The organism is Microcoleus sp. B9-D4, assembly GCF_036705105.1.
Taxonomy (GTDB): domain Bacteria; phylum Cyanobacteriota; class Cyanobacteriia; order Cyanobacteriales; family Microcoleaceae; genus Microcoleus.
This window is the reverse complement of record NZ_JAUBTS010000004.1, coordinates 1-20102: the sequence shown is the minus strand read 5'-3', so window position 1 is coordinate 20102 and position 20102 is coordinate 1. Positions and strand designations below refer to the sequence as shown.

Sequence of the window (20102 nt, the reverse complement as noted above, 5' to 3'; positions counted from 1 at the left end):
CAGTATGAAGTAATTGGGCCTAATTAATGGGACATAATATCACAACTAATGCCCCATGCCCCATGCCCGATAACTAATGCTTTTCGCCCAAAATAGCATAAACCACAGTCTCTTCTTTTTTGCCGCGCAATTGAATCGAGCCTACTTTTTGGCCTTCGTAGCGATCGCGCACATAAGCAAAAGTCCTCGCCGTCACCAACAAATTAAAAGGACTGTCAGAAACAATTTCCTTATTCATCGCCTCCAATCTAGCAGCAACGTTGACAGCATCGCCAATCACAGAATAATTCAAACGCCGGGAACCGCCCACGCTACCGGCAACTAACTGTCCGGTATGCAAACCGATGCCAAACTTAATTAAAGGTTTGTGTTCACTTCTAAGCTGCTGATTAAGTTGGTGCAGCCGTTCGTGCATCGCAATACAAGCCGCAACTGCATTCAAAGCATCTTGTTGAATTTCTCGATATTCGGTATGGCAAAAAGGCACTCCAAAAACTGCCATAATTGCATCACCGATGTATTTATCTACAACGCCGCCGTGATCCATAATACAGTTAGTCATCGCTTCCAAATAATTGTTCAACCAGGTGAGTAAATCTCGCGGCGGCATTTTTTCTGAAATGGAAGTAAAACTACGAATATCCATAAACAGCACCGTTGCTGTAAGTTCTTGAGGTTCGAGTTCTCCCTGTTCAAATATCTCCGCTTTTCGTTCCCAAATAAGCTGAGCTGTCTCCGGAGCGACGTGCTTTTCAAATAACCTCATCAACTGCTGCTTTTCGTACTGTTCCCGCAGTTGCAAAGCAGTGCCCGATAAAATGAGGGTGCCGATAGGTGCGGCAATCGGAACCCACCAAAAAAAGAAGCCAAATAACAATGCACCAGCCCCAATCCAAATTATAGGCAAACCGAGAGCGATCGCAATTCTCTCTTTAACACCTCGGTTGCCCAGAACCAAAGCGGTAAGGGGGCCAATCCCCAACAATAACAAAATTTCTAGGAGTATCGGCAGCCGCTGCAGCAAGCGTTGATTGAGCAAATTGTCAACCAACGCTGCATATAAATAAACCCCAGCCGTAGTCTTATCGAGAGGTGAAGATATCGGGTCTAAACCAGTAGCAACTATGCCCACTAAAACTAACTTATTAGTCAGAGCATCTGGGGGAATTCTACCTTCTACGACATCCACAAAAGCATAGGTAGGTAGATTTTTAGTTTTTCCCGGCCAGTTAACCCAGACTTTTTTGTCCTGTTTATTTTTGGATTGTGGGATCAATACTGGATTTTGGGGATTAGCAGCATTGTACCTGTGAGTCATTGCTAAACCGAAATTAGGAATCCCGTTGAGAAAGATTTTTGACTCGCGGCTAATACCGTCGCTATCGGGTTCCTGGCCGATGTGGCCGACACCTGCGGCGGCTGCTTTTAAAGATGCTACGGGTTCTTCTTTAAGGGTTCTAGCGAGTACAACTTTGCCGTTGGCGGCGATCGCAGCGGCTAAAATATCATCTTTCGGACTTGGATCGAGGAAAAGAATGTCAAAACCCACTGCTGTAGGGGGAGATTTTTTCAGTGCTTCTAGCAGTTGGGCGTAGCGGTTGCGAGGCCAAGGAAATTGACCGTATTCCTGCAAGGAATGCGGTTCGATCGCAATTACCGCAATTCTCGAATCCCATCCAGGATTTGGCAAACTTCCAGATTCTCGAATTTGAAATAGCATTTTGTATCCCAAATATTCAAGGGGTTTCCATATTCCAAATTGCAGCATGGCTACAGACATTATACCTACTACTGCCCCTGTCATCCAGGGAGGATTTGTGCTTATATATTGCCGGAGGCCGATCAGTTGATTTTGTTTGAGATGATCAATCCATTCTTTGAACTTCATGCAATTAATTTGACGCAAAAATTGACATTCGAGTCCGAACTTCGAGACGAGTGGGAGTCAATCGATTTTAGATTTTAGATTTTAGATTTTAGATTGACTTGCGCGAGATAAATACGTTCGGCAAGTTTCATCGGATACAGGTTTTTTATTTCACCGGTCCTGAGTCTGCTTTCGGAATGAATCACGTGGCGGGTATCCTGGATGCTTTCGGTCATGAAGTTTTACAATACCGCAAGGGCGAAGGGTGGGGCAAAATTTATTTATTTTGACTACCGAGATTCACCGCAAAATGCTTCGCACCTACACAAAATAATCAACCCAGATAGGACTTAGGATCTAACTCACATCTTGCACCATTGTCAAGAACAGGCTTTTCGGCCTGTTCCACAAAGAGTGAATTTTCTTGTGGAACAGGCCGAAAAGCCTGTTCCTAAAAAGCTTATTGAGAATGGTGCAACATCTCAGATATAACTCACGTCCTCAGAGACGGCCCGCGTACATTACTCGCGACGATAGGTTGTTTAGCGAACTGCGAAGCTGTAATGCCTTTCTGTGACTGACGGGCCTCGCACTACGATTTTGAGGCGGCGACTTGGAGGTAAAATTCCTTGGATTTTGAAGTTGCCCTTTCGATCGATCTTAATCTCTTCGTTGTTGACATAAACTGTGTCGATCGGGTTAATTTGACCGCTGAGGCGATAGATATTGCCGCTGACTCTCAACAAACTGCGGACTTTGAGTTGAGCTAGGCGAGGGCTCGCTGAGGGCGCCACGGGTGAGGTTTGAGGGAAAATTGTCGTGGCGTTGCCGCTGTTGACAACTACTTCCGAGTCGCTGCTGCTGGATACTGCGACTGCACCTTCAATAGTTTCGACTGCGGTTTTGCCTTCGCCCACGCTGACGCCAAAGGAGGTGCCCCGGACTCCAGCAACGCCTTCTGGGGTTTCAACCCTGACAGGGGCGGTTCTGGCAGAACGGGTTTTTTGGGCAATTTGACTGGATTTGCCGAGTCCGCTGAAGGTATTGAGGGCGACTATTTGGTTCGGCGGGATAATTTTTGAGGTGTTGGCTGCGGGAGTTGTCGCAGCAGTTTTGCCGATCGACAACCTGACTCGCCCCCTGCTGACAAAAATCGCTGTGTCTTTTTCGCCACCTGCACTGCTTGACAAATTGGATATTCTGACTGCGGTTTTTTCGGCAACTTCCACGATGCCGATGTCGTTGTCGATGCCTAAACGGGCTGTGGAATCGGGGCCGGTGATGATTTCATCTCCGGGGGCGAGTAGCCGATCGCCCACAACCGCCGGCCGCCCTTTAAAGCTGACTGTACCGCGAATTTCTTCTATTTCGAGCGATCGTCCCGTCGCTGTTCCCTGAGCCTTTATCGTCTCTGCTGGGGATGAATTCGCCGCCACTGTTGCCGGATTTTTGGGAGCTTTTGAGCCGATTGGCAATGCTGGCGGTCGAGCGAGTGAGACAATTTTAGTAGGGTTCGACGGCTGTTTGGGGGATGGAGAGAGCGGACTGGCGATCGTCCCACGAAAGGGCGATAGACTCGCCAGCACAGCCAAGGACAAACTTAGGAGCGGAATTTTGGTCGATCGCCCACACGTAAAAATTTTATTCATAATTTCAATTTTGTGATCTTGAAGTTCCTTGACTTCCTTTCCTCTCTTAGACTCCTTAAATCCGGCAATCGTTCCATTTTTTATGCCGTAACACAGCAGCAAAAATAAACTTTCTCAGCCTGAAAGTTTAGCATTAAAAATTATTTTTTTGGTCATATTTTAGTAAACTGTTACAACATGGCATTTTACTAAAATCTGAGCTTCGGGAAATTTTGCCAACCCGACTCAAAGTCCTTTGCAGCATGAAATTTCGCCGATGTCAACGTTAGAGAGGGCAGATTTATATATAGCAAACATAAAATTAATTACTGCCTGTGAAGGCCTTTTGGCCTCTGCCGGAAGGATGACTAATTAGGGATAAATTCTGTAGTTGTGGCAATTAATAAAAAACTTCTTTTTGCGAAGCAATAAAAAATAATTATCTAAGTGGTGCGGAGGCTCTGGTAGTGGAGCTGGCCACTGTGAAACCTTATGAAGCAAACCCAAGCGAATCAGGGTAGACGATCGACCAACTCCGACTAGAATACCGTCTTTTAGGGAAAGTTGGTGGAAATTTCGATGGAAAATCATAGGGAGCGATCGCCTGCTGGTGTTGCTGTTCCGAAGTAGACGCCAAACTGTAAAATGGACGGTTGTATATAGGTTATATAGAGCAGGAGAACAATTTCAGTGGCAATAGAAGTAGGTCAGAGAGTCAAGGTGCGCCGTCTCAGAGATCGGATACCTGCAAATATGGTGGGCAAGATAAAGGAGAATCCAGTAGGCACTGTTGACGGATTCAGAATGGTTGACGGTAGCGGAGTAGGCGTGGTTGTCAAGTTTGACGGTTTTGCGACTTGGTTCTTTGAAGATGAGCTAGAACCCGTTTAACAGAAGGCAGTTGTCAGTGGGCAGTGGGCTGTGGGCAGTCGGCAGTCGGCAGTGGGCAGTGGGCAGTGGGCAGTGGGCAGTGGGCCCAAAAGCAATGGGCCCAAAAGCAGTGGGCCCAAAAGCAGTCGTTATTTGTTATTAGTTAGTTGCCACCAATTACTAATGACAACTGACAACCGTCAACTGACAACTGACAACCGTCAACTGACAACTGACAACTGCCCCCTCCCCCACTCTGGCTGAAGGTTGCGCTTAAATGTTAAAGAGTAAGCTTTGGCAGTGAGAACAGAAAATGGCTTTGATTTTGACATTTTTGGGCAAAGGCGGCACTGGCCGCAGTACGATCGCGATCGCAACAGCTAAAAAATACGCGGCTCAAGGCAAGCGAGTTCTGCTGCTCGGCCAAGATCCGGGCCCTGCATTGGGCATCCTGCTAGGGACTCCCCTGACTCTCAACCCCCAGGAAATCGCCCCCAACCTCAAAGCAGTTCAGGTGCAAAGCGCGCCGCTGCTAGAACGCAGGTGGGACGAAGTTAAACAACTAGAAGCTCAATATGTCCGCACTCCGTTTTTCAAGCAGATTTACGGTCAAGAATTAGGAGTGTTACCGGGAATGGACAGCGCGCTGGCGTTGAACGAACTTCGGGAATACGAGGACAGCAAACAATACGATGTAATCGTTTATGACGGCAATGGCGGCATGGATACGCTGCGGATGCTGGGAATGCCGGAAATTCTGAGTTGGTACATCCGCAGGTTCCGTCAAGCTTTGGTAGATTCGGATTTGGGGAAAGCGCTTTCACCTTTTATTCAACCGGTTGTCAGTACGGTGTTGACTGTGGATTTGTCGGGAGACAATGCTTTTCAATCTACTAAGCAAGTCGATAATCTTTTGGATAAGGGTAAGGAAGCGCTGGCAGATCCGAACCGCACGGCGGCTTTTTTGGTGACGACTGGGGATGCAAGCGCGATCGCAACTGCCCGCTATCTTTGGGGAAGTTCTCAACAAGTTGGTTTGACTGTGGGCGGTGTCATTGTCAATCAAGCACCGGTTACAGAAGCTATTACTGCCGATTTTGAGCCTTTGACGGCTGTTTCGGTTCCGGCGCACAGTGACAGTAACTGGCAGCCGCTAATTGATGCTTTGCCCGATTTTTCTCAGGCCGCAAAAGCTCCTAAACCGATTAACATAAACATTGCACAGCGTCAAGTTAGTTTGTTTTTGCCTGGGTTTGACAAGAAAGAAATTAAATTGATTCAATCTGGGCCGGAAGTGACGATCGAAGCGGGCGATCAGCGGCGCAATATTTTGCTGCCTCCGGCGCTAACTGGAAAGTCTGTTACTGGTGCTAAGTTCCTAAACGGTTACTTGATTATTTCTTTTTAGGGTAAGGAAGAAGATCGTTTCTAGTAAGGACTAAAGTCCTTAGTTCCCCGAAAATTATTTGGGGTAGGGAGACGGCATTGCCGTATCCTCCGCGGCCTAAGTCAGGACACGGCAGTGCCGTTTCCCTACAATTAATCGAGGGTAGGGAGACGGCATTGCCGTGTCCTCCGTTGCTTATGTTACAATTTCCAACAACACATCACCAACCCAGCCAATGCTCGGACACATTTGGCAAAGAATCCTCAACCTGTGGCGGCAAATTCAGCGACATTTCCGCAAACAACCAGCACCCCCACCGCCACAGCCAACTCCGATTCGCACTTTTGGGGAATACGAACAGAAATTCATGGCACTGTTAGAGGGTGTGGAACAAGGCTGGAGTCGCGGCGAAATTAAAGGCTTTTTAATCGGTAGCAATATCAAAGATGCTGAGTGGGTAAACTGGCTGCAAGAATTTGGAGAAAGGTTGCTGGTATCCCCGGAAACGCATTTAGAATTGGGTGGGCGGATGGTGCGGCTGGGTGAGATGAATTGTGGGAGAATTAGTGAGGTTGCTGGCAATATCGGCAGGCAATTGTTGGCTGGGGAGAGTTTGAATTTGACTCCGGCGGATGATTCATTGGTTATTAGTGATAATGTTCCTGAATTGTTGGGAAGGGAAAGTTTGAGTTCTCCTACAGATAATTTATCTGAGGCAATAAAATTATGTAATGAAGGAACATTATGTTATAGTTCACGAGATTTACAAGGGGCGATCGCAGCCTTTGAGAAAGCCTTAGAAATTGACCCCAAATTCCACCCTGCCTGGTGCGAACTGGGCAATGCCCTAAAGGATTTGGGCCACTACAGTGAGGCGATCGCAGCCTTAGAGCAAGCTTTAGAAATTGACCCCAAAGACCAATTTTCTTGGAGCCGACTGGGCGATATCCTACATAATTTAGGGCGCTACAGTGAGGCGATCGCAGCCTACGATCGAGCCTTAGAAATTTACCCCACATTCTTCGTTACCTGGAACAACCTGGGCAATACTTTACTAGCTTTGCGTCGCTACAGTGAGGCGATCGCAGCCTACGATACAGCCTTAGAAATTTACCCCAAATACCACAATGCCTGGAACGGGCTGGGCAATGCCCTAAATCATTTGGGCCGCTACAGTGAGGCGATCGCAGCCTTCGATCAAGCCTTAGAAATCACAGGCGATCAATACGGGCCAGCTTGGACCTATCGAGGTTGGGCATTTTTCGACTCAGGGCGCTACATTGAAGCTATTAAAAACTGGGATGAAGGCTTAGAGAAATATCGGCCCAGCAACCGCGACTATCGCCTCACTTGCGGCAGATTGCACCAACAAAAAGGCGAGGCACACTACAAACACGGCAAACAAACATTCACTTATTTTGAATGTTTCCACAAAGCCAAAGCCAGCTACGAACAAGCCCGCGAATTCTTGAAATTACCCCTCATCCCAGAAACTTATTTAGAAGTATTGCAAGGCTTAATTACCGTCTGCCGCAGCTTGGGAGATCCCAAAACCAGCGAGTACCTTACCGAAGCTACTACCGTCTTAGAAAACTTAATTTTAGACAATGAAACTCACCCCGAAATAAAACTGCGACTCCAGCGCAAGTTTGCCGGACTTTACCAGTTAGAAGTCGATACCCTCGTCAACTCTGGCAACAAGGTAAAAGCACTGGAAAAAGCCGAAGACAGGAAAAACTTTTGCCTGCAATGGATGCGCCCAGGTTGGCAAAACCGCACCGAAAGCCCGACTTATTACCAAATCCGAGACTTACTGGCAAACAACACCGAAACGGCAATTATTTACTGGCATTTCAGCCCAGTTTCCCTGACTGCTTTTATCATTACCCTAGAAAAGTTTGAAGTTATCTGCACACCTGTCACCGATATATTCGCAAAGCGCAACAGTCAGAGTTTAGAAACATGGCTGGAAAACTGGAAAACAAACTATCAAAATTACGGCAAAACTACCAGCAAACAGCAAAGCAAAGAATCCCATCCCTGGCGCGAGTCAATGACAGCGCAATTGCAACAACTCGCTGACATCCTCAAAATTCCCGAAATTTGTAAGCACCTCACCAATATCCAACACTTAATCTTAATTCCCCACCGCGACTTGCACCTGCTGCCCCTAGATTGTCTGTTTTTTCCTCCCTTTTTCGCAGAGTCTTTTACAGATACTCGGCACATCAAAATTCGCAGGATTACCCGCCTCCCCAGCGCCCAAATTGCCATCCAACAGCAACAGCAAAACCCCACCGCAACTGCGCCAAATTCACTGCTGATGGTAGAGCACTCACAAGGCAAAAGTGCTTTAAAATTCACCCAAATAGAAGCAGCGGCCATCTGTCAAATTAACCAGACTGATCGCGCCTCCAATGCAACCACCAAAACCGCAATTATTGAAGCACTAAAAGCCAATAGTGGCATCTTTCATTATACAGGTCACGCCTACCACAACACCGAAAAATCCGAGGCTTCGGCGTTAATGTTAGCCAAAGACGAAGAATTGACATTGACCGACATTTTACAGCTAAAACTTGTCAATTATTACCTAGTCTGCCTCAGCGCTTGCGAAACCGGCATCACCAAAAAAGGCGAGTTAATCGATGAATTCGTGGGCATAGCCAGCGGCTTTTTGCCGGAGACTAATTATATTATCAGCACACTGTGGCGAGTGGACGAACGTTCTAGCGCTTTGTTAATGATTTATTTCTACCAGTTATGGAAGCAGGGAATCCAGCCGCCGTTCGCCCTGCAACAAGCAAAAGATTGGCTCAGAGAACTCACGAATGGTAAGCTAGGCGAGTGGTACGCCGGAGAGTTGCTGCCTTTGCTGAGAGAGGCTGAGTTTAAAAGCATATTCTTTTTTGAAATGGAAGCTTCGCGGCTGCAAGAAAATTTAGCTAAAATAGAAGAGAAACCTTATAACCATCCCTACCACTGGGCTGCTTTCACCATCACCGGCAACGGCTAAACTAACATGACTTATCAAGAATCTACCTTATCAGGATTTGATCTGTTTGCGCCCAAAGCTTTTTTAATCTCCCTTGCCAGATTTGAAGAACCTCTTTCACCTGAGTTGATAGCAGAAGTGAATGAAGTTGGCGAGGCTTTGGTCAGTGGCGAGTTAGAAAAAGCCTCTGCACTTATTAGTATAGCTCAAAAAGATGCGGCTTTTTATGAAGATTTTAAGAAGGCTTACAAGGAATTGCAGGAACTTGATGAGTCGGAGGAAAAGAATAAGTTTCTTCCTGAGTTAGATGAAAATACTCCTTCGCGGCAGACTGATGATTATAATAATTTTTTGGCACCTCCTTTGACTAATTCTAATCCGCAGAGTATGGCGAGGAGGTTATTGGGAAAGGCTAGTGATTTGGTTGAACGGGTTTATCTATTGAAGTTTTAGTCCTCTCGATCCCCCCTAACCCCCCTTAAGAAGGGGGGGAAAAGAGTGTTCCAAGTCATGATTTGTAAGAGGGATATAAAAGTGTTCTCAAAGTCAACCCCTACTCCCCTTCTTAAGGGGGATTTAGGGGGATCTAGACTCGACAACAAGCGACATTTATCACATATTTTATGCTCAAATTAGTTGATCCTACCCTGAATTTATTTAGCTACACTCTCAAACAAGGGTTGGGTGTCGGCGAGCCGGAAACTCGGAAAGTTTACCGCAGATTTTTAGCGAGTTTGTCTGCACAATTGCACAAAAAGCTGAATGTTTCCTTTACCCCTGAACAAAAACAAAAGTTTCTGGCGCTACAGGAGGAAACAGTAGCCGATTTACCTTTTACAGGAAACCTGAACAACCATCAACTTAAGGGTCGCTACCGCCGCTGGAATGTTACGGATAATTACCAACTTTTATTTGACGGCTACGTTGATGATAAGTATCAACCTGACCAAGTTATTAAACTGATTGAAAGTTTGCAATATTTAATTCCCCAACCACCGAAGTTGGAAAATATCGGCAAAACTTGGATGCTTTCGGGTTGGCTGGAATCAGGGACTGATTTGGAAGCGGCAGAACTTGCAAAACAGGTTTACAAGTGTTTGTTTGAAAAAGATGGTGTTTCTCAAGGAAGCGGTCTGTTTTTAGGTGGGAAAGTAGCTGAGTTTTGGGGCGATAAGATTGAGGATAATTTGCAACTTTTGGTAATTTTGTATCCCGATGAAGCGGCTTGTCAGGAATGGGCTAGGGATTTTTATGTTAGTTGGCTGGATTTGCTGTGCTTCCGCCATAAAATTATCTGGGCTTATGAGAACAGTCTACTGTTAAAAGAACGGTTGGTGAGTAATTACAACCAAATTGTGGGGATGAGGAATACTTCTCGACTCAATCTCAAGAAACTGCTGGAGGCGATGGGGAAATTGTCTCAGTTTGCGATCGACCTTAATTATTTGGAGTTGCAACATAGTACAATTAATGTTAATCTGGAGAAATATGAGGCTAAGCTGGCAGAAATTCAAGCCAAGGCTAGACCTACTGATGATTTGAAGTTTTTGCAGGATTTTTGCGATCGGGCTAAACAACACTATCCCAAGCAAATCCAAAAAGATATTGACAATTTTCGTCCTTGTTTGGAAATATTGCGGAGTCTGACTGATACAATTAGAGGTACGGTTGAGATTCGGAAGGCTGAGAGCGATCGCACTTTTCAAGCAGTAGTCGGCATTGTCGGAGTCGGGCTGTCAACTGGCGGGACTGTAGCTTCTGCGGCCGCCGGTTTTAAAACAGAAATAGAAGCAAATCATACTATCAATAGTGCGATAAATACGCTAGTGCCAATTTTCGCTCCGGGTTCGGGATTGAGGGTGATTATGGGATTTAGCATTCTATCGGGAGTAGCGGCTAGCCTGCTGACTGCGATAATTATAACTGTGTGGCCGCGCATTTTTCGGCGTTAGTTAGGTTGACGACATAATCGCGATCGCGCCCCACGTCCTTACAAAATAGCGATCGTAGTTGCTAAAATATTAACACGCAAAGCACTCCCAATCAACGATTATGACTGCCATCCAAGAGCCAACCATTAAAACGACGCCCTTTGACGATTTAATCGCCGATTTCAATAAAATAAGAAGTCTCTACACAGTAGAAGAACCTCTAGAAGCCTTTAAGTTAATCATCGACCAAGAAGTGATGATAAGTTTAATTTTAGAAGCTCACTCTAAAATTAGAGAACTATTTCCTAGCGAAAGATTGGGCTTAGAAGTGAAAACCGATCCAGAAATTGCCAACTGGCGATCGCTGTGGATTACCATTTACACCAAACTCGAAGTCGATGAAGCTGTTGCAAAGTTAAACATCCTTGATGATAGTTGGTGGCTCGAAGCTAAAATAGCTGCCCCCAAAAATGATTTACATATTAGCCTTGAATGGGAGCCAAATGAGATTTGATTGGTCTGAATATTTGAATTTAGCTCAAGAGTTAGCTGCCACGAATAGTCACAGTTCACCTAACAGGGAAGCCAAGTTGCGATCGGCGATAAGTAGAGCATACTATTCGACATTTTGCCTAGCGCGAAATTACTTGCGCGACAGTGAAAAAGACCCAAGACTTTTTCGTAAGAATCGCGATATCAACGAACATCAATATGTAGCAGAAGAATTTATATACCACCCAACTAAAAAGAAAAACCTGGTCAAAATAGGTGAAAATTTAAGCAGATTGAGAGAACTTAGGAATAAAGCTGATTATGAAGATACTATATTTATTAACTTACAAAAAGAAGCGAGAAATGCGCTAGTGCTAGCTGAGAATATTATTTCAGCGTTAAGTAACTTAACTGAATAATCAGGTAAATCTGAGATGTTGCAGCATTCTCAATAAGCTTTTTATGAACAGGCAAGATGCCTGTTCCACAAGAAAATTCACTCTTTGTGGAACAGGCATCTTGCCTGTTCTTGAGAATGGTGCAAGATGTGAGGTAAATGGGAATTGAACCCAATAAACTTTAATGGCAACTCCTGCAAAAACCCGGTTTCTCCAAGAAACCGGGTTTTTTAAGACAATTACCTAACTTTTGCCGTTACCGTTTCCATTGCCGCCAGTCGTTTGCAAAACCCGCTTAGCTAAAGGTTCCGGCACTTCTTGCAATCGATCGAACTCCCAATTAAAAAATCCTACTCCCATTGTCTGCGATCGCAATTCTACGATCAAATTCTGCATTTCTGCGATCGGCAAATAAGCAGAAACTGCATCCCATCCCTTCCAGTCTTTTTTACCTTCGTAGCCGAGAATTTGGCCCCGGTGTCCGCTGACCAACTGCAACACCTTTGATGTACACTCGTTAGGAGCGCAAATTTCAACTTTGGCGATCGGCTCCAGCAACGCCGGTTCGCACTTCGCCATTCCCTCCTGCATCGCCAAACGCGCCGCTTGCTTGAAAGCTTGTTCGGAACTGTCAACGGTATGATAGGAACCGTTCGTCAGCGTCACCGCTACGTCTACCACCGGGAAACCCAGCGGGCCGCGATCCAAATACTCGCGCACTCCCACTTCAACGCCGGGAATGTACTGTTTTGGAACGACGCCGCCGACTATTTTGTCGGTAAAGGTGAAACCTTCTCCGCGAGGCTGCGGTTGAATGTCGAGGTACACGTCGCCGAATTGTCCGTGCCCGCCGCTTTGGTGTTTGTAGCGCCCGTGGATGGAAGATGCAGGTTTGCGGATGGTTTCTTTGTACGGCACTTGTGGTAAGTGAGTTACCATCGGCAAATTATACTTGCGGCGCAACCTGTCTAAAGCGACTTTCAGGTGGATTTCGCCTTGACCCCAAAGTATAATTTCGTGAGTGTCGCCGTGCTGTTCCCACACTAAAGATGGGTCTTCTTCTAGCAATTTAGCTAAAGCGGAGCTCAGCTTAACTTCATCGTTGCGCTTTTCTGGGACGATCGCCAGTGCGTAGACAGGCGGGATGATTTCGGCTTTTGGCAATTCTTCCTCCGAACCCAACGTATCGCCTGTTTTCAAGCCTTCTAGCCTTCCTACGGCCACAATTTCCCCGGCGCTGACAGACTGCAAACTTTGCGTTTGCTGGCCGGTCAAGCGGTACAAACCGTTAACTCGAACGCCGTTCAAAATTGCTCCGTCTGCCAGCGTCCCCCGCCACATTCTCACTAACGATAGTTTGCCTCCCTGCGGCGTGTAATAGGTTTTGAGGATTTGAGCCAGAACTTTGTTTTCACTTTGTATAATGCCGCGGCGATCGGCTGTAGTTTCCGGTGTCGGCGCTTCCCTCAGCAAAGCTTCCAGCAGAGGCCGCACGCCGAAATCTTGTTCTGCCATGCCGATGAATACTGGCACAATTAAATCTGCGCCTAATTCCATTTTTAAATCGCGGGTAATTTCTTCAACGTCGGGATTGATTTCTTCGAGCAATTCTTCGAGTAAATGGTCGTCAAAATTAGCCAATTCTTCGAGCATTTGCTGCCGCGCTGCGCTTTCTTGTGCTTTGAGGTGTTCTGGAAGCGGGACGGGATCTGCGGCGGCGCCCGGATGGTAGTGGTAAGCTTGTTCGGTTACTAAGTCGATAAAACCGATGATTTGTTCGTTTTTGCCGATCGGATATTGGTGAGGTACGATCGGTCTAGTGGAAACGGATTTGAGCGCGTCGAGCACGTCGGTGAAGTTGCTGCCGCAAGTAGTTTCGTCCGTACAAGCGCGATCGATCTTGTTGATGAAAACTAAGTGGGGAATTTCCCAATCGTCGAGGAATTTAAACAGGGGTGCGAGGGTTAAAGTGCGATCGGCAACGGGTTCGCAAACAATTATCGCCGCATCCACACCAATCAGCGCATTGTAAGTTTCTTGGGCAAATTCTACCGAGCCCGGACAGTCGAGAAATGTGAAGCGGACGCCTTGATATTCAGCGGTGGCGGCGTTTACTTCTACGCTCATTTGGCGATCGCGCGCTTCCGGCGAACTATCACCTATTGTGTTGCCATCTTTGACATTTCCTTTGCGGGTAATTGTTCCTGTCACCGACAGCAAACTTTCGAGCAGTGCGGTTTTTCCGCTTAAATAAGGGCCAACAATTGCAACGTTTCGCGTGGCCCCAAGGACTTTTTCGTTCATATTCCCTCCAACAGAAAACTTGTTTTCCATTGCTCTTGGTGCAATCAGTTCTATACCATTTTCTAGACTTTTTCTAGGTTAATTTTTATTGCATTTTCGAGCAACTTCAGATTTTGGTATGATTCTATACTTTTGACGGTAGCGTGTTTTGAGTGACCAAAACACAAATTGTAGTTTTTCTTAATATTTGGATTTTTTAACCGCAGAGAACGCAGAGAACGCAGAGGAAGAGAAGAGAGAGACTAATAATTCCGATGAAGAGCGGATTTGATATCACTCTTCCTCTGTCTCGATTGGTCTAATTTCTGAGCAGTCGCAAACCGCTCAGAGTTACTATTACTGTAGAGCCTTCGTGACCGATGACGCCGAAAGGCATGGTGATATTTCCGAAAAAATTAGCCGCCAATAACAAGACAATGCAACTGAGTGCAAAAACAATGTTTTGTTTGATAACATTTTGAGCGCGGCGGCCTAAACTAATTGCTTTAGCTAGTTGCTCTAACTTATCTGCCATTAATACGATATCAGCAGTTTCTAAAGCAACATCGCTGCCGGAAATTCCCATCGCAATGCCCACGGAAGCTTGAGCGAGGGCGGGGGCGTCGTTGATGCCGTCTCCCACCATTGCTACAGTTTGATACTGGGTTTGCAGTTGTTTAATTGCCTGCACTTTGTCTTCTGGCAAAAGTTCGGCGTACACTTCATTGATGCCTAATTGACGGGCGATGTGTTGAGCTGTTTGCTCGTTGTCGCCTGTTAGCATAATTATATGTTCTACGCCTAATTTTTGCAAGTGTTTTACTGTTGCGGCTGCTTCGGGGCGGAGGGTATCTGCTACTGCAATTATTCCTAAAAGTTCCTCGCCCTTTGCCACCCAAACAACGGTTTTACCTTCGGCTTGCAACTGCTGGCTGATTTGACTCAATTCGGAAGTTGCTTCGACAAATTCGGCTTTACCAATGGCAATGATTTGATTGTTGACTTTGCCGACAATTCCTTGACCGATTTTTGCTTGTACGTCGGTAGCGGTTGACAATTGTAACTGTTGCTGCTGGGCGGCGCTGACAATTGCAGAGGCGATCGCGTGTTCGGAATGAGCTTCTAGGGCTGCTGCCAATTGCAGAACTTCTGTTTCAGTATATCCGGCTGCTGGTACAATTTGGATAACTTCAGGTTTTCCCGTGGTGAGAGTTCCGGTTTTGTCAAAGGCGATCGCCCTGACTTTACCAATCATCTCTAATTGCGCGCCACTTTTAAACAAAATCCCCTGTCTCGCCCCGTTAGCAATTCCCGAAAGCAGCGCGGGCATAATCGAAGCCATCAGCGCGCAGGGGGAGGCGACTACTAGGAAAATCAGCGCCCGATAGATTGTCTCTTCCCAATTCCAGCCCAAAACAAAGGGCGGCAAAGTTGCCAGCAGCAAGCCTAAACCGACAATTAATTTGGCATAACCGCGCTCGAATTTTTCCACAAACATTTGAGAAGGCGGCGCTGCTGTTTGCGCTTCTTGAACCAGCCGAATCACTCGCTGAATCAAGCTGCTTTCTGGAGTTTTATGAACTTCGAGTTTCAGCGCGCCGACACCGTTAATTGTACCTGCATAGACTTCATCGCCGCTGGTTTTTTCCACGGGCATCGATTCGCCGGTAATCGAGGCTTGATCGATCGCACTGTAGCCTTCAATAATTATCGCATCTGTGGGGATGATTTCTCCAGGCTTGACTAAAATGTAATCGCCAATTTCCAATTTGTCGATCGCAACTTCCCTTTCCCCGCCGTACATTACCACCCTAGCAGTATCCGCAGTCAAACTCATCAAACTGCGGATGCTGCGTTCAGTCCGCTGCATAGCATAACCTTCAAGGGCGCCGCTAATTGCAAAGATTAAAATCAACACCGCACCGTCAACAATTAAATGATATTCTTGCTGCCACAGCCCCAAACCGGCCGCGCCCAAAGCAGCGACAATCATTAACAAGTCTACATCTAATTCGCGTTCTTGAAAAAGGGTAGTTAAGCCTTCGCGGGTGCTGGAATAGCCACCGATAACATAAGCTGCGGGTAAGATTAACACGGCTACACCCAGCCAGCCGAATTGCAGCGCTAGCGAACCCAAGATTACTAGAATTCCGCACAGGGCCGCAGTCACAGCATCGGGGTGTTCTTCGGCGAGGCGCCAGAGGCGAGAAATGGGGAGGGAATTGGGAGTCATTGGGGAAATTTGATTTGGTAGATGACTCCTTTACCCTAAACCTTGACATTAGTGTCAATGTCAAGAGTGAAAGCAAAATAAATCTAGCATCAACTCGCCCCTCGTTGAGTCGCAGAGTCCGACAGTCCGACAGGGAATGAATTCCCTGTCTCATAGCGCAAGTCCTCTCAAAGAGGACTCAAGAGAGTTCAAAATTGAATTTAATGTTTCAGTCGGTTTTAACCGACTTGTGATCTCTCGACGGGGAATTCATTCGCTCCTAGGACTGTGGGTGAATTCGAGAACCAAATATACAATTCCAAAATTTCCAAAATCCCATGCAATCAGAATAGTTGAGTACCAGAGTCCGACAGGGAATGAATTCTCTGTCTCATAGCGCAAGTCCTCTGAAAGAGGACTGAAGATAGCTGAGAATTGAATTGAATTTATTGAATTTAATGTTTCAGTCGGTTTTAACCGACTTCTGCTCTCTCGACGGGGATTTCAATCCCCGGCGGACTGTGGGTGAATGCGTGGGAATTGATTCACTCCTAAGACTCTGGGTGAATTCTAGAACCAAATATACAATCCCAAAATTACCAAAATTCAATGCAAGAATACCTGACAATCAAACAACTTACAGAAGCGGTAAAAGGCACAATTACCCCTCGGATGGTGCGACATTATCACGCTTTGGGGCTGCTATCTCCGGCGGTAAGATCGACCTCTAACTACAGATTGTACACCCGCAGCGATGTGCAAAGACTGCAAAGAATAGTCGCACTGAAGCAGCAAGGCTTTCAACTGTCTCACATCCGCAAACTGTTAGAAACTGACGCGGATGCTTCGCCTGACGCGCTGATGGCGACTCTGCAACGGCAATATCTGTCGGTTATTCAGCAAATTGTTCGCCTCAGAGAAACGGCTTCGGCGCTGGAAGGATTGCTGGGGCGGGATATTTCCTGTAAAGCGGTGCAAGCGGACGCACTGGCGCAATTAAGGCTGTTGCAGGCGGAAACTGAGGGGGGGTTGGATGAGTTGGAACAATTTTGGGAGGGTTGGGATGCGGGGGCGCACACTCACCCGGAGGATTTTGGGGAGTCGTTGCAGCTTTTGTTGCCGGATTTGCCCGATCGCTCAGAAATTGAGGTAGACTTGCTTTCTAAACTGGTGTTAGCTTGCGGAGATTGTTCGCTGCTGCCGTTTGTGAAGTTGAGCGAAACGGCGATTAAATCGGCGCGGGAAGCTTTGAAAAATCAGTGTCAAATTGTGGCTGATGTGCCGCCTGTTTTTGCGGCTTTGGATGGGACTAGATTGGCGCATTTGGGAACAAGTATTGCAACTTTAATTGATGATCCGCACATCAATGCTGCGGCGGAAGCGGAACAGGAATTCTGGCGGCAGGGTGAGTGGTTTGAAAAGTTGTTGAAACTGGAAAAAGGATGTATATTGGTGATAGGATATGCGCCGTCTGTGCTGATGGCGGTTTGCGAGGCGATCGAGAGCGGGCAACTGCAACCGGCTTTGGTAGTTGGAATGCCGATCGGTTTTAGTCATTCTCCGGTGGCGAAACGGCGGTTAGTGCGATCGGGGGTTCCTTTTATTACAACTGTGGGGACTTTTGGCGGCGGGTTGTTGGCGGCGGTTGCTTTGAATGCTTTGGTTGAGTCTTTGATTGAAAAGCCGAATTGTCATTGTCATCTTAAGTGAAGAGGGGATTTAGGTTAATTGCGGCTTCAAACGCCGCCTATTCGTGCAAGACGTGCCAACCCCGGTTTCAATCCCTGATAGGGAGTTAGGTTAATTGCGGCATGGGGTTGCCAGTTTCCACTGAGTCGTTGAAGAAAAAGTTTCAATCCCTGATAGGGAGTTAGGTTAATTGCGGCCAGCAGTATCGGCAATTACATCAATGAAAGAATCGTAGTTTCAATCCCTGATAGGGAGTTAGGTTAATTGCGGCAAAATTCTTAGGAGGATAATTATGGATTGGCAAGTTTCAATCCCTGATAGGGAGTTAGGTTAATTGCGGCCTCATGCGCTTCAAATTTGTGGTCAACTGAAGAACAATAAATTTGCGTTTCAATCCCTGATAGGGAGTTAGGTTAATTGCGGCGCAGCAAAGCCAGTTCCAACACCACCAGCAAATGTTTCAATCCCTGATAGGGAGTTAGGTTAATTGCGGCAAACACCCATTGTTGTAGCCAGTAGGTCAGCACTTGTTTCAATCCCTGATAGGGAGTTAGGTTAATTGCGGCGGCAGTCTTCCCGATTTTCGTTGCCTCCAGTAGCTCAACGTTTCAATCCCTGATAGGGAGTTAGGTTAATTGCGGCTCGCTGAGTGGATTGAGAAGCTACAGGGACGGAAGTTTCAATCCCTGATAGGGAGTTAGGTTAATTGCGGCCTTAACCATCGTAAAGCCCTTGTGTTCTGGGAATGTTTCAATCCCTGATAGGGAGTTAGGTTAATTGCGGCGCAACTGGATTTTTACCAGTAGTCATCCATTGCTCGTTTCAATCCCTGATAGGGAGTTAGGTTAATTGCGGCTCCCTTTTAGATAAGTCAACCCCCGCAAAAGCTTTAGTTTCAATCCCTGATAGGGAGTTAGGTTAATTGCGGCAGGTAAATCTAAGTCTTTTACATCAATAGGCTCACGTTTCAATCCCTGATAGGGAGTTAGGTTAATTGCGGCGAACAATATGAAAATGTGGATGAGACATAAGCTGTTTCAATCCCTGATAGGGAGTTAGGTTAATTGCGGCCAAATTCTTGCTGCTGCCTGTCCCGCTATAGCTACTGTTTCAATCCCTGATAGGGAGTTAGGTTAATTGCGGCCGTAAACCAATAATCAGTACCAGCATGAAATGTATTGTTTCAATCCCTGATAGGGAGTTAGGTTAATTGCGGCCAATCATCTTATGTAGATTCTTTAAATTATTAGCGTTTCAATCCCTGATAGGGAGTTAGGTTAATTGCGGCTCAAGCCAATTTAATTTAAATGGGTCATCAGATAAAGTTTCAATCCCTGATAGGGAGTTAGGTTAATTGCGGCACTAGGCAGACCACTATCGAGCGACTGGGTTTCGTTTCAATCCCTGATAGGGAGTTAGGTTAATTGCGGCGATGAGGCCTTTGGATTTTACAAGTGTTTGAGCTGCGGTTTCAATCCCTGATAGGGAGTTAGGTTAATTGCGGCCTTCAGAAGAGAAGGAAAGCAATTCATAATCTATTAGTTTCAATCCCTGATAGGGAGTTAGGTTAATTGCGGCTTATGAAAGCGAACTGCCAAAATAGCCGTCAATCTGTTTCAATCCCTGATAGGGAGTTAGGTTAATTGCGGCGCAAAACGCTCTGGTGTCCTATCCAGCGAAATTCTAGGGTTTCAATCCCTGATAGGGAGTTAGGTTAATTGCGGCTGGCAAACGATTCAGCCAGTTCGAGCAAGTCAAGTTTCAATCCCTGATAGGGAGTTAGGTTAATTGCGGCCCAAGATTTGCAATCATCGAAAATGTTGGCGGACTCCTTGTTTCAATCCCTGATAGGGAGTTAGGTTAATTGCGGCTCAAGCGAGTTGAATATCTCTCTGGCCTTGCCGCCGGTTTCAATCCCTGATAGGGAGTTAGGTTAATTGCGGCTACACGGGGCAAGATAGTCCCGCCCCGTGTAGAGTTTCAATCCCTGATAGGGAGTTAGGTTAATTGCGGCGCTAGCTAACCAGCGCCAGCCACGTTCTTTACAAATAGTTTCAATCCCTGATAGGGAGTTAGGTTAATTGCGGCCCAGTCAAGATAAACACTTTTGTTCACAAAGTAGCGAGTTTCAATCCCTGATAGGGAGTTAGGTTAATTGCGGCATACCAATCTATCGGTTAATTCTTTCGGGTTTGGCAAGTTTCAATCCCTGATAGGGAGTTAGGTTAATTGCGGCAATTCTCTCTTTAAGATTGAGTAATTGCCCTCGGACGCTGGGGGGGTGACAAAGAGGCCTAGGAGATAGACCGAATCAGGGTTGCAGCCCGCATACCTTGTTGGTAAAAGCGGC

General features: G+C 46.4%; 12 protein-coding genes and 1 CRISPR repeat array. Of the genes, 8 read left to right on the top strand and 4 right to left on the bottom strand.

Annotated features, from left to right (window positions below; genetic code table 11):
* Window positions 1-73: 73 nt before the first annotated feature.
* Both QUB24_RS03360 and QUB24_RS03355 read right to left on the bottom strand, forming a co-directional pair.
* On the bottom strand, window positions 74-1888 hold the full coding sequence (locus QUB24_RS03360; protein WP_333150631.1) for an adenylate/guanylate cyclase domain-containing protein: 1815 nt from the start codon (window positions 1886-1888) through the stop codon (window positions 74-76).
* Window positions 1889-2409: 521 nt separating this feature from the next.
* A complete protein-coding gene (locus QUB24_RS03355; RefSeq protein WP_333150629.1) occupies window positions 2410-3516 on the bottom strand; it encodes a FecR domain-containing protein in 1107 nt (368 codons plus the stop codon).
* A 669-nt stretch (window positions 3517-4185) separates the two neighbouring features.
* Here QUB24_RS03355 and petP point away from each other — a divergent pair.
* The 7 genes from petP to QUB24_RS03320 all read left to right on the top strand — a co-directional run bounded on the left by petP (window position 4186) and on the right by QUB24_RS03320 (window position 11589).
* Window positions 4186-4386: a cytochrome b6f subunit PetP gene (petP, locus tag QUB24_RS03350; RefSeq protein ID WP_333054278.1), complete on the top strand. Its 201-nt coding sequence runs from the start codon at window positions 4186-4188 to the stop codon at window positions 4384-4386.
* A gap of 292 nt (window positions 4387-4678) precedes the next feature.
* Complete coding sequence (locus QUB24_RS03345; RefSeq protein WP_333150627.1) at window positions 4679-5773, top strand: Get3/ArsA fold putative tail anchor-mediating ATPase NosAFP; 1095 nt, start codon at window positions 4679-4681, stop codon at window positions 5771-5773.
* 214 nt (window positions 5774-5987) lie between these two features.
* Window positions 5988-8768 (top strand): CHAT domain-containing tetratricopeptide repeat protein, encoded by a 2781-nt coding sequence (locus tag QUB24_RS03340; RefSeq protein WP_333150625.1) that lies wholly within the window; start codon window positions 5988-5990, stop codon window positions 8766-8768.
* A gap of 6 nt (window positions 8769-8774) precedes the next feature.
* Window positions 8775-9200, top strand: a complete 426-nt coding sequence (locus QUB24_RS03335) for a hypothetical protein (protein ID WP_333150623.1) — start codon at window positions 8775-8777, stop codon at window positions 9198-9200.
* Window positions 9201-9370: 170 nt separating this feature from the next.
* Entirely contained in the window at window positions 9371-10699 is a 1329-nt protein-coding gene (locus QUB24_RS03330; RefSeq protein WP_333150620.1) for a hypothetical protein, read from the top strand.
* A 100-nt stretch (window positions 10700-10799) separates the two neighbouring features.
* Window positions 10800-11192, top strand: a complete 393-nt coding sequence (locus tag QUB24_RS03325) for a peptidase (protein WP_333150618.1) — start codon at window positions 10800-10802, stop codon at window positions 11190-11192.
* Window positions 11182-11589 carry a HEPN domain-containing protein gene (locus tag QUB24_RS03320; protein ID WP_333150616.1) on the top strand — a complete coding sequence of 136 codons (408 nt, stop codon included), beginning with the start codon at window positions 11182-11184 and terminating at the stop codon, window positions 11587-11589. The genes QUB24_RS03325 and QUB24_RS03320 overlap by 11 nt, the downstream gene beginning before the upstream one ends.
* Window positions 11590-11811: 222 nt before the next feature.
* On the opposite strand, the gene QUB24_RS03315 is transcribed toward QUB24_RS03320, so the two are convergent.
* Window positions 11812-13872 (bottom strand): elongation factor G, encoded by a 2061-nt coding sequence (locus tag QUB24_RS03315; protein ID WP_333150614.1) that lies wholly within the window; start codon window positions 13870-13872, stop codon window positions 11812-11814.
* 298 nt (window positions 13873-14170) lie between these two features.
* Complete coding sequence (locus QUB24_RS03310; RefSeq protein ID WP_333150611.1) at window positions 14171-16084, bottom strand: heavy metal translocating P-type ATPase; 1914 nt, start codon at window positions 16082-16084, stop codon at window positions 14171-14173.
* Between the two features lie 588 nt (window positions 16085-16672).
* Here QUB24_RS03310 and QUB24_RS33525 point away from each other — a divergent pair.
* Window positions 16673-17773 (top strand): precorrin-8X methylmutase, encoded by a 1101-nt coding sequence (locus QUB24_RS33525; protein ID WP_445300379.1) that lies wholly within the window; start codon window positions 16673-16675, stop codon window positions 17771-17773.
* Window positions 17774-17837: 64 nt separating this feature from the next.
* A CRISPR array of direct repeats spans window positions 17838-19988; the repeat unit is 37 nt; unit sequence GTTTCAATCCCTGATAGGGAGTTAGGTTAATTGCGGC.
* Window positions 19989-20102: the final 114 nt, after the last annotated feature.

Excerpts from the sequence above, each read along its gene's own strand:
- QUB24_RS03310 (WP_333150611.1), bottom strand. The coding sequence starts at position 16,084 with ATGACTCCCAATTCCCTCCCCATTTCTCGCCTCTGGCGCCTCGCCGAA.
- QUB24_RS03315 (WP_333150614.1), bottom strand. The coding sequence starts at position 13,872 with ATGAACGAAAAAGTCCTTGGGGCCACGCGAAACGTTGCAATTGTTGGC.
- QUB24_RS03325 (WP_333150618.1), top strand. The coding sequence starts at position 10,800 with ATGACTGCCATCCAAGAGCCAACCATTAAAACGACGCCCTTTGACGAT.
- QUB24_RS03320 (WP_333150616.1), top strand. The coding sequence starts at position 11,182 with ATGAGATTTGATTGGTCTGAATATTTGAATTTAGCTCAAGAGTTAGCT.
- QUB24_RS03345 (WP_333150627.1), top strand. The coding sequence starts at position 4,679 with ATGGCTTTGATTTTGACATTTTTGGGCAAAGGCGGCACTGGCCGCAGT.
- QUB24_RS03355 (WP_333150629.1), bottom strand. The coding sequence starts at position 3,516 with ATGAATAAAATTTTTACGTGTGGGCGATCGACCAAAATTCCGCTCCTA.
- QUB24_RS33525 (WP_445300379.1), top strand. The coding sequence starts at position 16,673 with ATGCAAGAATACCTGACAATCAAACAACTTACAGAAGCGGTAAAAGGC.
- QUB24_RS03330 (WP_333150620.1), top strand. The coding sequence starts at position 9,371 with ATGCTCAAATTAGTTGATCCTACCCTGAATTTATTTAGCTACACTCTC.
- QUB24_RS03360 (WP_333150631.1), bottom strand. The coding sequence starts at position 1,888 with ATGAAGTTCAAAGAATGGATTGATCATCTCAAACAAAATCAACTGATC.
- QUB24_RS03335 (WP_333150623.1), top strand. The coding sequence starts at position 8,775 with ATGACTTATCAAGAATCTACCTTATCAGGATTTGATCTGTTTGCGCCC.
- QUB24_RS03340 (WP_333150625.1), top strand. The coding sequence starts at position 5,988 with ATGCTCGGACACATTTGGCAAAGAATCCTCAACCTGTGGCGGCAAATT.